A 14,882-nucleotide genomic window follows, 5' to 3' on the forward strand; every position below is an offset into this window, starting at 1 on the left:
GTGCGGGTGGCCCGCATCACGGCGGCCGCGGAATATCCGCGGGGCCCCGGACGTAGACTCGGTGCATGGAGCCCACCACTTCCTCGCGCGACCCGTTCGGGTTTCTCGGCCTCACGTACGACGACGTCCTGCTGCTGCCCGGCCACTCGGACCTCGCGCCGTCGGACATCGACACGACGACGCGCCTGACGCGCGAGATCTCGATCCGCGTGCCGCTGATCTCGGCCGCGATGGACACCGTGACCGAGTCGCGGATGGCGATCGCGATGGCGCGCCAGGGCGGCATCGGGGTGCTGCACCGCAACCTGTCCATCGAGGACCAGGCGATGCAGGTGGACCTCGTGAAGCGGACGCAGACGGGCATCATCTCGAATCCGGTCACGATCGGGCCGGAGGCCACCCTCGAGCAGCTCGACCGGCTCGCGGGCGAGTACCGCATCTCCGGGTTCCCCGTGGTGGACGCCGGGAACCGGCTCATCGGCATCGTCACGAACCGCGACCTGCGGTTCACGCCCGTGGCGGAATGGGCCTCGACGAAGGTCGACGAGGTCATGACGTCCCGGAACCTGGTCACGGGAACCGAGGGGATGTCACGCGAGGACGCGACGCGCCTGCTGCGGCAGCACAAGGTGGAGCGGCTGCCGCTGGTCGACGCCGACGGCAGGCTCACCGGGCTCATCACGGTGAAGGACTTCGTCAAGGGCGAGCAGTTCCCGAAGGCGTCGAACGACGGCCAGGGCCGCCTCATGGTGGGCGCGGCGATCGGGTACTTCGGCGACGCGTGGACGCGAGCGACGACCCTGATCGAGGCGGGCGTGGACGTGCTCGTGGCCGACACCGCCCACGGCAACGTGCGGATGCTGCTGGACATGGTCAAGCGCCTCAAGACCGACCCGGCCACCAGGGACGTGCAGGTGATCGGCGGGAACGTCGCCACGCGCGAGGGCGCGCAGGCGTTCGTGGACGCCGGGGCCGACGCCGTCAAGGTGGGCGTGGGGCCCGGCTCGATCTGCACCACCCGCATCGTGACCGGCGTGGGCGTGCCGCAGGTGACGGCCGTGTACGAGGCGTCGCTCGCCGCGCGGCCCGCGGGCGTGCCGGTCATCGCCGACGGCGGCATGCGGCACTCGGGCGAGATCGGCAAGGCGATCGTGGCGGGGGCCGAGGCCGTGATGCTCGGGTCCATGCTGGCCGGCACCGAGGAGGCGCCGGGCGACACGATCCTGGTCAGCGGGAAGCAGTACAAGTCCTACCGCGGCATGGGGTCGATGGGCGCGATGTCGTCGCGCGGGAAGAAGTCCTACTCGAAGGACCGCTACTTCCAGGCCGAGGTGTCCAGCGACGACATGATCGTGCCGGAGGGCATCGAGGGGCGGGTTCCCTACAAGGGGACCCTGGCGACCGTGGCGCACCAGCTCGTGGGCGGGCTGCACCAGACGATGTTCTACACCGGGGCGCGGACGGTTCCCGAGCTGCAGGCCAAGGGGAGGTTCGTGCGGATCACCTCGGCGTCGCTGCAGGAGAGCCACCCGCACGACGTGCAGATGACGGTGGAGGCGCCCAACTACTCGGGGCGCTGAGGCCGAGCCCGGGGCCGAACGCCCCGGGCTCCGCTCAGCTCGCTGACTGGACCGGCCAGAGGGGGGAGGCGCCGGGGCCTTCCAGGCCTTGCTCCGTGCGCCAGTCGTTGAAGCCGTTGGCCCAGGCGGCGTGGGCTCCGGCCTGGCGGTGGTGGAGGTCGACGAGGTGGCTCTCGTCCAGTTCCGGGTAGCGGCGGACCAGGGCCTCGAGGAGGTCCAGGGTGGCCAGGACATCGACCTCGGCGGTGTGGAGCTCGCCGTCGGAGATGATGCCGTAGAGCTCGGAGAGGTCGCCCAGGCGGCGTTTGCCGGAGCGGTAGCGGTCCTTCCAGCGGTCGATGACCAGCGGGTCGAGGACGGGGCCCACCGAGTGGCCCAGGCGGTCCGGGAGGGTGGGCAGGCCGTGCCGCACCAGCTCGTGGTCCATGAGGGAGAGGTCGAACGCCGCGTTGTAGGCGACCACGGGGGTGCCCAGCGCGAGGTGCCGCGCCAGCTCGGCGGCGATCTCCTCCAGGGCCTCCGCGGGCTGCCGCCCGTGGGCGCGCGCGTGCTCCGTCGTGATGCCGTGGATCGCCGCGGCCTCCTGCGGGATCTCCACCCCCGGGTCGATCAGCCAGGTGGTGACCTCCGTGCTCACGCCCGGGACGCGGTGCACGAGCGCGGCCGTGACCACGCGGTCCCCCGTCACGTCCACCCCTGTCGTCTCCGTGTCGAAGCCGAGCAGTGGCCTGCGGATCCAGCCGGGTCCGATGTCCGGTCCGTTGTCCATGGTGGGCTCCCTCCACTCGCGCCGTGCCAACTAGCACGAACCATGCCACCCGACACTGACATTCGGTCTCAAGCAGGGCCGATGTCCCCGGAAGACGGCCTCGGGAAGGCGCCCGGCCCCGGTCGCATCGCGGACCCGACGGCGCGTCCCGGTCGCCCTGAGTAGGCTGTCCCGGTGAGTAACGAGACCGAGATCGGACGTGGCAAGCGCGGGCGCCGCGCATTCTCCTTCGACGACATCGCCGTGGTGCCCTCGCGCCGCACGCGCGACCCGGAGGACGTGTCGGTCGGCTGGCAGATCGACGCCTACCACTTCGACCTGCCGATCGTCGCCGCGCCGATGGACTCGGTCATGAGCCCGGCCACCGCCGTCGCCCTCGGCGAGGCGGGCGGGCTCGGCGTGCTGGACCTCGAGGGCCTGTGGACGCGGTACGAGTCGCCCGAGCCGCTGCTGCGCGAGATCGCGGAGCTCCCGGAGGAGCGGGCGACCGCCCGCATGCAGGAGATCTACGAGGAGCCGATCAAGCCCGACCTCATCACCGAGCGCCTGCGCGAGATCCGCACCGCGGGCGTGACCGTCGCGGGCGCCCTGACGCCGCAGCGCACGCAGGAGCACTACAAGACCGTGGTGGACGCGGGCGTCGACCTGTTCGTCATCCGCGGCACCACGGTCTCGGCCGAGCACGTCTCGGGCAACGCCGAGCCGCTCAACCTCAAGCGCTTCATCTACGAGCTCGACGTCCCGGTCATCGTCGGCGGCGCCTCGACCTACACCGCGGCCCTGCACCTCATGCGTACCGGGGCCGCCGGCGTCCTGGTCGGCTTCGGCGGCGGCGCCGCGCACACCACGCGCGTCACGCTCGGCATCCACGCCCCCATGGCCACCGCGGTGTCCGACGTCGCCGCGGCCCGCCGCGACTACCTCGACGAGTCGGGCGGCCGCTACGTGCACGTCATCGCCGACGGCGGCGTGGGGCACTCCGGCGACATCGTCAAGGCCGTGGCCTGCGGGGCCGACGCCGTGATGCTGGGCGCGGCGCTCGCGCGCTCCAGCGGCGCGCCCGGCCGCGGGTTCCACTGGGGCCCCGAGGCGCACCACGCGCAGCTGCCGCGCGGCGAGCGCGTCGAGGTCGGCTCGGTCGGCACGCTGGAGGAGATCCTGTTCGGTCCGGGCCGGCAGGCGGACGGCACGCTGAACCTCGTCGGCGCCCTCCGCCGGGCGATGGCGACCACGGGTTACAGCGATCTCAAGGAGTTCCAGCGCGTCGAGGTCGTCGTCTCGCCGTACACCCCGCGCTAGCTGCAAGAAATTTTCCGATGGATCGGGCGCCCGGCGACCGATGGCGAGCGGGTGAATCTCTGAAAAGAAGTTTCATCGCCACCGGTCTGGGTGAGCCGCCATTTTACGCGTAGGGTGGCCCGCATGATGGACGAGTCACCGGGAAACGCCGCCGTCGGATCCGTCGTGGACCCGGAACGGCCCGAGTCCACCTACGCGCTCGAACCCGGGCTCGTGGCGCCGCTCGTGGCCCGGATCGTGTCGTCGCAGGGGGCCGGGACGCACCGGTCCACCTGCCCGTTCACCGGCGCGCCGCTGGTGTCGATCCCGGTCTCCGGCGCGGCCGACGTCGTCGCCGCCGTCGAGCGGGGCCGGCGCGCGCAGCGCGCGTGGGCGGCCCGCGACCTGGGCGCGCGGACCGGCGTCCTGGACAACCTCGCTCGAATCGTTCTTGCGCGGCAGTCCGAGGTGCTCGACCTCATCCAGCTCGAGACCGGCAAGGCGCGCCGGTCCGCGTTCGAGGAGGTCGCCGACGTCGCGCAGGTCGCGCGGCACTACTCGCTGCGCGCCCGCCGGTACCTCGCCACGACCCGCCCGCTCGGCATGGTGCCCCTGCTCACGGGCGTGCGCGTGCAGCGCCGGCCGGTCGGGGTGGTCGGCGCGATCGCGCCGTGGAACTACCCGCTCACCCTGGTGCTGTCCGAGGCGCTGCCGGCGCTGGTGGCGGGCAACGCCGTCGTCGTCAAGCCGGATCCGCAGACCACGCTGACCGCCCTGTGGGCCGCCGACGTGCTCGAGGAGGCGGGCCTGCCCGCCGGGCTGTTCCAGGTGGTCGCGGGCGGGCGCGAGACGGGCGAGGCGCTCGTCGACAACGTCGACCACGTCGCGTTCACCGGCTCCACCGCCGCCGGGCGGCAGGTCGCCGCCCGCGCCGGCGAGCGGCTGGTGGGCACCACGATGGAGCTCGGCGGCAAGAACGCCGTCTACATCGCCGACGACGTCGACGTCGCCGCCGCGCTGCCCGGCGTCGTCCGTGCGTGCTTCGCGAACACCGGGCAGCTGTGCATCTCGGCCGAGCGGATCGTGGTCCACGAGGCGGTCGCCGAGGAGTTCGTCGCCAAGTTCGTGCGGGACGTGCGCGGCCTGCGGCTCGGCGCCGGCCTCGACTACACCGCCGACGTCGGCTCCCTCACGTCCGACGCGCAGCTCGCCAAGATCACGCAGCACGTCGACGACGCGCTCGCGCGCGGCGCCGTCGTGCTCGCGGGCGGCGTGCACCGCTCCGACCTCGGCCCCTACTTCTACGCGCCCACCGTGCTCGACGAGGTGCCGTCCGACGCGCTGGTCGCGCGCGAGGAGACCTTCGGGCCGGTCGTGTCCATCGTGCGGGTGCGGTCCGACGACGAGGCCGTCGCCGCGATGAACGACTCCGAGTACGGCCTGCACATGTCGGTGTGGTCCGGGAACACCGCCCGCGCGCAGCGGATCGCGGACCGGATCGAGGCCGGATCCGTCTCGATCAACGACGGCTACCTCCTGACCTGGGGTTCGGTGGGCGCGCCCACCGGCGGCTGGAAGGCCTCCGGCATGGGCCGGCGGCACGGCGCGGCGTCGATCGAGGCGATGACGCAGCTGCGCACCGTCGTCACCGCGCGCGGCGCCTCGCGCGGGCTCGGCCTGGAGGCCGTGCTGGGCCTGGAGGGCGCGGCACCGGCCAAGATCCTCACCACCGCGCTGGAAGGCATGCGCAGGCTGCGGATCCCCTGACGACGTTCCCCCGGGCCGGGGCCCGGTCTCCCCTGATCGGGGGACGGCCCGGCGGGCGCGAGGCGAGAGCGTGGACGCGTACCCCTTCCCGACCGGAGGAACGCCATGTCACGCCAGACGCCCGGCCCACGCCGCGCAGCCGTACGACCCACCGTCCCGACCACCGCGGGTGCCGCCGGGCAGCACACCGCCCGCCCGGCCGCCACCCCCGCGGGCCGTCCAGCGGCTTCCCCCGCTGACCGCCCGGCGGCCTCCCGCGCGGACCGTCCGTCCGCCTCCCGCGCCGCCCTGCTCGGCGCGACCGTCGCGAGCGGCGTCGCCGCCCTGCTCGGCGCCGGCTGGCTCGCCGGGCGGCTGCCCGGCTTCTACACCGACCCCGCCAACGCCTTCCTGGCCGGCCTCGCCGGGGCCCAGGCCGCCACGCTCGTGCACACGGTCGCCGCGCTGCTCGGCGTCGCGGCGGGGATCGGCGCGCTCGCCGGTGCGTTGCGCGGCCGTGCGCTCGCGGCCGCGGGTGCGCTCCAGGTCGCGGTGTTCGGGCTCGCCATGGGCAGCCTGGGCACCCTGTCCGTCGTCGGCTACCTGCTGGCGTTCGCCATGCCGGTGGTGATCGTCGTGCTGGTCGTCCAGGCCATCCGGAAGTACCCCCGGGCCCGGTGGTTCGTGGGCCTGCCCGCGCTCGCCGCGGTGGTCGCCGCCGTGGTCGTGGCGGGCCCGGCCATCCCCGGCGCCCTGGCGACGTCCGGCGCCGCCGTCGGCGCGGACCTCTGGGCGGTCGGCCTCGTGCTGGTGCTGCTCGCGGTCGCCACGACGTGGGGCGCCGTCGCGATCCGGGCCTCCGCGGCCGGCGGCGCCGCCGGCCGCCTCACCGCCTGGGTGCTGCGGCACCGCACGGCCGTCACGATCGTCGCCGCGACCGGTCCGCTCCCGTACGCGCTGGTGCGGCTGAGCTGGCTCACGCCCTGGCCGCTCGTCGCGCCGGACGACATGGCGACGGAGACGCGCGTCTGGGGCCTGCTGCTGTCCGGCGTGGCCTGGGCGGGATTCGCGCTCACCCTCGGCCTGATCCAGCGCTGGGGCGAGGTGTTCCCGCGCTGGGTCCCCGTCCTCGCGGGCAGGCCGGTGCCGGTCGCGGCCGCCGCCGTACCGGGCGGCTTCGTGGCGGCGACCCTGTGCTTCTCCGCCGTGCCGATGCTCGTCGCCTTCGCGGAGCAGGGCGAGTTCTGGGCCGGGGTGTTCACGTTCCCCTGCTGGTACTGGGGGCCCGCGCTGGCGCTCGCCGTGTGGGGGTACGTCGCCCACCGCCGCGGGTCCGGCGCCGCGCGGTAGAGGATGGGCACATGATCCGGACCTTCGTGCGACGGTTCGCCTGGGCGATGCTCGGCGCCGCGATCGGGCTGGCCGTCGCGCTGGTCGTGTACTTCGGCCTCGCCTGGATCCTCAGCGGGCGGCTCACCGCGCCCGTCGGCGAGGACCCGCCCGGCGCGGCCGTCGCCGGGGTGAGCCTGGCCTGCGCGCTCGCGCTCGGCCTGGTGCCCGGGACGCGCGAGCTGGAGGTGACGGCCGCGCGCAGCCTGCTGGGGGCCGACGCCGAGCTGGTGGTCCCGGCGCGCGAGACCTGGGGGCACCGGCTGCGCACGGCGGTGTGGATCGCGTTCCATCTCGTGACCGGGCTGCTGGTGGCGTTCTGCCTGTTCGGGCTGATCCCCGCGACGATCGTGATCGGCACCGAGTCCGTGCTCGGCCACACGCTCGGCACCCGGGTGCCCGTCCCGGACGTGGCGGCGGCCCGCGTCGCCGTCGTGCTCGCGTGCGTGGCCGGCGGCGTTGCCGCCGCCCTCGGCGCGTGGCCGGCCGGCGCGCTCGCGCGCCGTGCCGCGGCATGGCTGCTCGGGCCGACGACGGCCGACCGCCTCGAGGTCGCGCTCGCCCGGCAGCGGCGCGAGGCCGAGCACACGCTGCTCGCCCGCGAGCTCCACGACGGGATCGGCCACGCCCTGACCATCGTGTCCGTCCAGGCCGCCGCGGGCCGCCGCGTCGCGGCCACGCGGCCCGAGCGGGCGGCCGAGGCGTTCGTCGCCATCGAGGAGGTGTCGCGCGGGGCGCTGGCGGAGCTCGACGCGCTGCTCGGGATCCTGCGGGACGACCGGGCGGCGGCGCCGGCGGGCGGGGTGGCGGACGTCGTCGAGCAGCACCGGCGCGCCGGGCTGGAGGTCGCGGCCGACGTCGCGCTCCCCGCCGACCTGCCGCCGATCCTGCGGCGCACGGTGGCGCGGATCGTGACCGAGGGGCTGACGAACGCGCGGCGGCACGGCGCGCCGGGGGAGGTGCGGCTGCGGGTCGGTCACACGGATCACGAGGTGTTCGTGCAGGTGAGCAATGCCGTGAGCGATCAGGCCCGGGTCGCCGGTCCGGGCCCGGCGGGCGCGGCGGCGCGGCCGTCCGGCCGCGACGGCGGACGCGGCCTCGCCGGGATCCGCGAACGGGCCGCGCTGTTCGGCGGGAGCGCGGCAGCCGGCGTCGTCGGGCACGACGACGGCGTGAGGCGTCACGCGGCGGGTGCCGCCGGGAAGGACGAGGGCGCCGGGCCGAGCAGGACCGGCGGGCCGCCCGCCCGGGACCAGGCCCGTGCCGGGCAGGATGGTGCCGGGTTCGCGGACGACGACGGGCGCTGGCTGCTCTCGGTCCGGCTGCCGCGGATCACGGCGGGGAAGGAACGCGATGAGTGAGCTGGTGCGGGTGCTGCTGGCCGACGACGAGCCGCTGGTGCGCGGCGGGATGCGGCTGATCCTCGACGGGGAGCCGGATCTGGAGGTCGTGGGCGAGGCGGGCGACGGGGCCGGGGCCGTGGCGCTGGCGCGGGAGCTGCGGCCGGACGTCGTCTGCATGGACGTGCGGATGCCCGGGGTCGACGGGATCCGGGCGACCGAGCTGGTGCTCCGGCAGCCGGACCCGCCGCGCGTGCTGGTGGTGACGACGTTCGAGCACGACGACCACGTCCTCGACGCGCTCCAGGCGGGTGCGGCGGGGTTCCTGCTGAAGCGGGCGGGCGCGGACGAGATGGTGCAGGCGGTGCGCACGGTCGCGGGCGGGCAGAGCCTGCTGTTCCCCGACGCCGTGCGGCGGCTGGTGCGGACGCGGCCGCGGGCGGCGGACGGGGTGGTGCGGCTCAGCGGGCGCGAGCGCGAGGTGCTGGGGCTGGTCGCCGAGGGGCTGACCAACGCGGAGATCGCCGCAAGGCTGTTCCTCGGCGTGGAGACGATCCGGAGCCATGTGTCCTCGTGCCTGGCGAAGCTGGGGGCGCGGGACCGGACCCAGGCCGTCGTCAAGGCGTACCAGTCGGGCCTGATCGAGCTGTAGCCGGCGCCGCCGGGACGCCGTCCGGTCAGCGGTGCAGGACGGACTCCGCGGCGGCCTTCCAGCTGGCCGGGATCTCGCGGAGCTTCCAGGCGAACAGGGCCTTGACCGGGGTGACGCTCTCGCTGCTGACGCCGACGCCGACCGCGTCGATCCCCGAGTACCCGCAGGTGAAGAGGGTCCTGCGGACGTGGAAGTCCTGGGTGACGACGACGGCCGTCCGCACGCCGTACTCGTCGCGGGCGCGGCGGCAGGTGGCGTCCGTGTCGAAGCCCTCGCGGTCGAGCACGAGGGCGTCGTCCGGGACGCCGAGGCCGCGGATGTGGTCGCGCATCGAGGCGGGCTCGTCGTACCGGGTGCCGTCGGCCTTCGTGTGGGCGTCGCCCGAGAGGATGACCTGCCGCGCGCGGCCGGCGCCGTAGAGCTGCGCGCCCATCTCGACGCGGCGTCGCAGGTAGGTCGACGGCGTGCCGTCCGGGCGCAGCCCGGCGCCGAGCACGATGACGGCGTCGACCTCGGGGACGTCCTCCGGCGCCACGACGCGCGACTGCCCGACGCCCTGCACCCAGAACACCGGGATCGCGACGGGCAGGCTGAGCACGCCGATCGCGATCGCGACGACGTCGAACACCCGGCGCAGGCGCCGCAGGCGCGGGTTCACGGGGATGGCCACGTGAGCAACCTACCTGGCAGGCCGGGGCGATCCTGTGGAAATTTCCGGCGCGCGGCAGGAGGTTGTGGGGCGACGTCAGGCGGGGCCGGCGAGGTCGCGGAGCTCGGCCCCCAGGTTCGACGTCGCGTCGTCGTGCCAGCGGGCCTTGCCCCACGGGGTGCGGAAGAGGTCGCCCGCCGCCAGCAGGCCGCCCAGCACCTGGGCGCGGCCCCGGCGGAAGAGGGGGTCCGGGACGTGGGCGTACTCCGCGCGGACCTGGTGCGTGTAGCGGGCGTAGGCGGCCGGGGTACCGCCGAGGACCGCGAGGTCGGCGTCGCTCACGAGGCTCCCGGCCAGGTCCCCGGGGTCCGGGTCGTGGGCGGCCGTGACCAGCACCAGCCGCGCGATCTCCGCGGCGGATCGTGGCGCGACGCCGGTGAGCGGGGCCAGGAGCTCGCGGGCCAGGGCGGCCGAGGCCTCCTCGTCGGCGGGGGTGCTGCCGTCGTGCACGGCGTCGTGGAACCACAGGGCGACCCGGGCATGCCAGGCGACGTCGCCGGGAACCGGAGCGCCCGACGCCGCGGCGTCCGACAGCAGGGTGTCGAGCGCCTCCAGGGCCGTGAACAGGTGGAACGCGGTGTGGTAGGTGCGGTGCGGCTCCCGCCAGCGCTCGTCGAGCGCCTCGCCGACGGCGTGCCAGGCGACCTCGCCGGCCGCCTCACGAGCCGCCTCGCCCGCCCCCTCGCCGGCGGTCCTGCCCGGCGTCGTCGGGCACGACGCGTCCCACCGGGCGAGCATCGGCGCGCGCTTGCTGCCCGCGCGCTCCGCCCCCGAGATCCGCAGGCCGGAGGCGACGAGACGGCGCGCCAGCTCCATCCCCGCGACCGGGACGGCGCCGGCGGCGACCAGCTCGTCGTGCCGGGCCGCCGCCACGTCGTAGTGATCGAGGTCGAACGCCCGGTCCGGGACACCGGCCGCCCGCGCGAACGCCCGCAGCTCCAGCAGCGAGACGTCGGACACGAGATGCGAGAAGTGGGTGCCGTGCGCGGGCCAGACGGGCGGATCGATGAGAACGGTCACCTCCCGAGCCTACGGCGCCGCCCCGGGCGGTCCCGGGCCTGTTCCGCCGGGGTGCGAGGGCCGGCGCCGGTCACCGGTGCCGGACGGCGCAGGTAGGTTGAGACCGTACCGAGGCATGTTCGCAAGGAGCAGCTATGAGCGGCGCAGCCCGCAGCATCGTCATCGCGTCACCCGAGGGTGAGAGCGGGAAGTCCACCGTGGCGCTGGGGGTCCTCGACCTGCTGGTGCGGCAGGGGCGGCGGGTCGGGGTGTACCGGCCCGTCTCACGGGTCACCGGGACCGGCGCGGACGGCGGCGCCGTCGTCCCCGAACGGGACTACGTGCTGGAGATGTTGCTCGACCACGACGGCGTCGAGCTGGAGTACGACGACGCCGTCGGCGTCACCTACTCCGACCTGCACGAGGACCCCGACGACGCCATGGCGCGCATCGTCGCCCGGTTCCACGCGATGGCCGAGCGGTGCGACTCCGTGGTCGTGCTCGGCACCGACTACACCGACGTCGCCGGGGTGAACGAGCTCGCGTTCAACGCGAGGATCGCCGCCAACCTGGGCGCGCCCGTGCTGCTCGTCGTGTCCGGCAAGGGGCGCACGCCGCAGGACGTGACGGCGCTCGCGGAGGCGTCGCTGGCGGAGCTGGGCACGTACTACGCGCACGCCGTGGGGCTCGTGGTGAACCGGTGCGACACGCTGAACGCGAGGGACGTGCGGGCCGCGGTCGCGGCCGCCCAGCCCGAGGTCCCCGTGTGGACGATCCCCGAGGAGCCGTTCCTGTCCGCGCCCACGGTCGGCCAGCTCGTGGAGGCGGTCGAGGGTGAGCTCGCGCTCGGCGACCCGGAGCTCCTGGGCCGCGAGGCCCTGGGCGTGCTGGTCGGCGCGATGAGCTTCGAGCACCTGCTCGGTCATCTGTCCGACGGCGCCGTCGTCATCACGCCCGGGGACCGCACGGACGTGCTGACCGGCCTGCTCGCCGCGCACACCGCGCCGTCGTTCCCGTCGCTGGCGGGCATCGTGCTGAACGGCGGCTTCTACCCGGAGGGACGGGCGCGGGAGCTGCTGGAGGCGCTGCAGCCGCGCGTCCCCGTGATCCGCACGGACATGGACACCTACCGGGCCACGCAGCGGGCGTCGGCCGTGCGGGGCCGCGTCACGCGGGACTCGCAGCGCAAGATCGACGTCGCCCGCGCGCTGTTCGAGCGCTGCGTCGACGGCGGTGCGCTCGCCTCCCGCCTCGACCTGCCGCGGCCCGAGGTCGTCACCCCGCTGATGTTCGAGCACCAGCTCATCGAGCGGGCCCGCGGCGGGCGGCGGCACGTCGTCCTCCCGGAGGGCGACGACGACCGCATCCTGCGTGCCGCCGGCACGGTCCTGGCGCGCGGCATCGCGGACCTCACGATCCTCGGCGACGAGGCCGCGATCCGCGGCCGGGCCGCCGAGCTCGGCCTGGACCTCGACGGCGCCCGCGTGCTGTCGCCCACGGGCGCCACCCCGGAGAGCAAGGAGATCCTGGACCGCTTCGCCGCCGAGTACACCCGGCTGCGCGCGCACAAGGGCATGACGGAGGAGCGCGCCCGCGAGATCGTCACCGACGTCTCCTACTTCGGCACGCTCATGGTGCACCTCGGCCTCGCGGACGGCATGGTCTCCGGCGCCGCCCACTCCACCGCCCACACGATCCGGCCGTCGTTCGAGATCATCAGGACGCGGCCCGGTACGTCGTCCGTGTCGTCGGTGTTCTTCATGTGCCTCACCGACCGGGTGCTCGTCTACGGGGACTGCGCGGTCATCCCGGACCCGACCTCGGACGAGCTCGCGGACATCGCCGTGTCGTCGGCGGCCACGGCCGCGCAGTTCGGCGTCGAACCGCGGATCGCGATGCTTTCCTACTCCACCGGGACCTCCGGCTCCGGCGCCGACGTCGACAAGGTGCGCGCCGCCACCGCGGCCGTCCGCGAGCGCGCGCCCGGCCTCGTCGTCGAGGGCCCCATCCAGTACGACGCCGCCGTGGACGCCTCGGTCGCGGCGTCCAAGCTCCCCGGGTCCGACGTCGCCGGGCGGGCCACGGTGTTCGTGTTCCCCGACCTGAACACCGGCAACAACACGTACAAGGCGGTGCAGCGGTCGGCGGGCGCCGTCGCCGTCGGCCCGGTGCTGCAGGGCCTGAACAAGCCGGTCAACGACCTCTCGCGCGGTGCCCTCGTGCAGGACATCGTCAACACCATCGCGATCACCGCCATCCAGGCGCAGGAGGCGGTTCGGCCGGAGGCCGCGGGGGAACTCCGGGCCGGTCAGGAGCAGCAGGCCGCCACCGAACTGGAGCAGATGTGAGCACCGTCCTCGTCCTGAACTCCGGGTCGTCGTCGCTCAAGTACCAGCTCGTCGACCCGGCGCCGGGCGACGCGCTCGCGGCGGGGATCGTCGAGCGGATCGGCGAGGCCTCGGGCCGCGCGTCGCACGAGGTGCGCGGCGCCCGGACGGTCCGGGAGGGGGCCGTGGCCGACCACGGCGCCGCCCTGCGCCTGGTCCTCGAGCTGTTCGAGGAGACCGGGCCGTCGCTGGGGGAGGCGGGCGTCGTCGCCGTCGGGCATCGCGTCGTGCACGGCGGCACGTCGTTCTCCGCGCCGGTGGTGGTGGACGACGACGTCGTCGCCGCCGTCCGCGACCTGATCCCGCTCGCCCCGCTGCACAACCCGGCCAACGTCACGGGGATCGAGGTGGCGCGCGAGCTGCTGGACGTGCCGCACGTGGCCGTGTTCGACACGGCGTTCTTCGCGGACCTCCCGGCCCCGGCCGCGACCTACGCGATCGACCGGGGGACGGCCGCCGAGCACGGCATCCGGCGGTACGGCTTCCACGGGACCTCGCACGAGTACGTGTCGCGGGCGGTGGCGGAGCATCCCGCCGTCACCGCGAAGCTCGCCGCCGAGGGCCGCGGCCCGGAGACGCTGCGGCAGGTGGTGCTGCATCTGGGCAACGGCGCGTCGGCGTCGGCGGTGCTGGGCGGGCGCGCGGTGGAGACGTCCATGGGCCTGACGCCGCTGGAGGGCCTGGTGATGGGCACCCGCTCGGGCGACGTCGACGCGGGGATCGTCTTCCACCTGATCCGCTCGGGCCTGTCGCCCGACGAGGTGGACACCCTGCTCAACAAGCGCTCCGGCCTCCTCGGCCTGGGCGGCGTCAACGACATGCGCGAGCTGACGCGCCTGATCGAGTCGGGCGACGACGACGCCCGCCTGGCGCTCGACGTCTACCTGCACCGCCTGCGCAAATACGTCGGCGCCTACGCGGCGGTCCTCGGCGGCATCGACGTCCTGGCCTTCACGGCGGGCGTCGGCGAGAACGCGGCCCACGTCCGCGCGGGCGTGGTCGAGGGCCTGGGCTTCCTGGGCCTGGGCGTCGTCCCGGACCTCAACGCGGCGCGCGCCCGCGAGTCCCGCGTGATCTCCCCCACGGAACCCGAGGCCCCCGCGCGGCCCCTGGTCATGGTCGTCCCCACCAACGAGGAACTCGCCATCGCCCGCCAGTCCCTCGCCGTCCTGGCCGCGCGGTAGACGTCGGTCCAAGGAGTCGGGAAGAAGGAAAGGAGGAGGGTCTCCCTGTGGACCGCGCTACGATTGCAGTTGCGTTGCATATGGATGCGCCTAACATAGGGGACTGTGATGACAGCACAGACGATCGGCTTTGCGGTCGCCGATGAGGACCGCGAGCAGCTCGACGCGCTCGTCGAGTACTTCGGGCACGGCAACCGCTCGGAGTTTCTTCGCGTGGCGATGAAGCGGATGCGGCATGAGATGTGGGCCGAGCGGATGCGCGGCATCCAGGCCCGGGGTCGTGCCGAGATGGGCGGGCGTGTGGTGTCCCGCGAGGAGGTCGCCGCGAGAGTGGCCGAGGTGCTCGAGACGCCATGAGCGAATCGCTGGCCCCGGCCGTCGTCTACGACGTCAACGTCTTCGTCAACGCCGTCGTCGGTGCCGACTCGGAGTGGCCCTACCTGGCTCGTTTGCCGCCCGCGACGGGCAACGCCGATGCCGACTGCCTGTCCGTCGCGTTCGATGCCGAGGAGTTCTCCCTCTGCACGTCACTGCACATCCTGGAGAACGTGGCGCGTGTGCTCCGCAGCTTCGGGTGGTCTCACCGGTCCGTGGAGGAGTACGTCGACGCCCTGGCGGAACTGGTCGAGACCAGCGGCGGCAAGGTGCTGGATCCGGACCGGCGGGTGTTCGACGTGCCTGACTTCGAGGACAACCTCATTCTTGACGTCGCCGTGGCGAGCGATGCGCTGATCGTGGTCTCGGATGACACCGATCTCACGTCGATGAGCCCATGGAATCAGCGGATCGCGATTCTGCGGCCCCGGGACTTCATTCGTCGTATCGTGCAGCAGCGACGCGGTCGCTGAG

13 protein-coding genes are annotated in these 14,882 nt (G+C 74.3%); 10 read left to right on the forward strand and 3 right to left on the reverse strand.

Annotated elements, in window-relative coordinates:
- Positions 1-65 precede the first annotated feature (65 nt).
- Positions 66-1,580, forward strand: a complete 1,515-nt coding sequence (gene guaB, locus ABD208_RS02090) for an IMP dehydrogenase (RefSeq protein WP_344099002.1) — start codon at positions 66-68, stop codon at positions 1,578-1,580.
- A 34-nt stretch (positions 1,581-1,614) separates the two neighbouring features.
- On the opposite strand, the gene ABD208_RS02095 is transcribed toward guaB, so the two are convergent.
- Positions 1,615-2,349 (reverse strand): exonuclease domain-containing protein, encoded by a 735-nt coding sequence (locus ABD208_RS02095; RefSeq protein ID WP_344099003.1) that lies wholly within the window; start codon positions 2,347-2,349, stop codon positions 1,615-1,617.
- Positions 2,350-2,523: 174 nt separating this feature from the next.
- Here ABD208_RS02095 and ABD208_RS02100 point away from each other — a divergent pair, with 174 nt between their 5' ends.
- From ABD208_RS02100 to ABD208_RS02120, 5 genes are all read left to right on the forward strand, one after another.
- Entirely contained in the window at positions 2,524-3,648 is a 1,125-nt protein-coding gene (locus ABD208_RS02100; protein ID WP_344099004.1) for a GuaB3 family IMP dehydrogenase-related protein, read from the forward strand.
- A 123-nt stretch (positions 3,649-3,771) separates the two neighbouring features.
- Positions 3,772-5,394: a succinic semialdehyde dehydrogenase gene (locus ABD208_RS02105; protein ID WP_344099005.1), complete on the forward strand. Its 1,623-nt coding sequence runs from the start codon at positions 3,772-3,774 to the stop codon at positions 5,392-5,394.
- A 105-nt stretch (positions 5,395-5,499) separates the two neighbouring features.
- On the forward strand, positions 5,500-6,723 hold the full coding sequence (locus tag ABD208_RS02110; protein WP_344099006.1) for a hypothetical protein: 1,224 nt from the start codon (positions 5,500-5,502) through the stop codon (positions 6,721-6,723).
- Between the two features lie 11 nt (positions 6,724-6,734).
- The gene (locus ABD208_RS02115; protein ID WP_344099007.1) at positions 6,735-8,123 is read left to right on the forward strand and encodes a sensor histidine kinase; all 1,389 of its coding nucleotides are present in this window, start codon (positions 6,735-6,737) and stop codon (positions 8,121-8,123) included.
- On the forward strand, positions 8,116-8,754 hold the full coding sequence (locus tag ABD208_RS02120; protein ID WP_344099008.1) for a response regulator transcription factor: 639 nt from the start codon (positions 8,116-8,118) through the stop codon (positions 8,752-8,754). Before ABD208_RS02115 ends, ABD208_RS02120 begins: the two co-directional genes overlap by 8 nt.
- 25 nt (positions 8,755-8,779) lie before the next feature.
- Here ABD208_RS02120 and ABD208_RS02125 read toward each other — a convergent pair whose 3' ends face one another.
- Positions 8,780-9,424: a SanA/YdcF family protein gene (locus tag ABD208_RS02125; protein ID WP_344099009.1), complete on the reverse strand. Its 645-nt coding sequence runs from the start codon at positions 9,422-9,424 to the stop codon at positions 8,780-8,782.
- A gap of 75 nt (positions 9,425-9,499) precedes the next feature.
- Entirely contained in the window at positions 9,500-10,483 is a 984-nt protein-coding gene (locus ABD208_RS02130; protein WP_344099010.1) for a DUF4031 domain-containing protein, read from the reverse strand.
- A 134-nt stretch (positions 10,484-10,617) separates the two neighbouring features.
- On the opposite strand from ABD208_RS02130, the gene pta reads away from it, so the two are divergent.
- The 4 genes from pta to ABD208_RS02150 all read left to right on the forward strand — a co-directional run bounded on the left by pta (position 10,618) and on the right by ABD208_RS02150 (position 14,881).
- Positions 10,618-12,810, forward strand: coding sequence for a phosphate acetyltransferase (gene pta / locus ABD208_RS02135; RefSeq protein WP_344099011.1), 2,193 nt, complete (start codon positions 10,618-10,620; stop codon positions 12,808-12,810).
- Positions 12,807-14,033: an acetate/propionate family kinase gene (locus ABD208_RS02140; protein ID WP_344099012.1), complete on the forward strand. Its 1,227-nt coding sequence runs from the start codon at positions 12,807-12,809 to the stop codon at positions 14,031-14,033. Before pta ends, ABD208_RS02140 begins: the two co-directional genes overlap by 4 nt.
- A 108-nt stretch (positions 14,034-14,141) precedes the next feature.
- Entirely contained in the window at positions 14,142-14,390 is a 249-nt protein-coding gene (locus tag ABD208_RS02145) for a ribbon-helix-helix domain-containing protein (RefSeq protein WP_344099013.1), read from the forward strand.
- Positions 14,387-14,881: a putative toxin-antitoxin system toxin component, PIN family gene (locus tag ABD208_RS02150; RefSeq protein WP_344099014.1), complete on the forward strand. Its 495-nt coding sequence runs from the start codon at positions 14,387-14,389 to the stop codon at positions 14,879-14,881. Before ABD208_RS02145 ends, ABD208_RS02150 begins: the two co-directional genes overlap by 4 nt.
- Position 14,882 lies beyond the last annotated feature (1 nt).

This window comes from Myceligenerans crystallogenes (genome assembly GCF_039529775.1).
Lineage (GTDB): Bacteria > Actinomycetota > Actinomycetes > Actinomycetales > Cellulomonadaceae > Myceligenerans > Myceligenerans crystallogenes.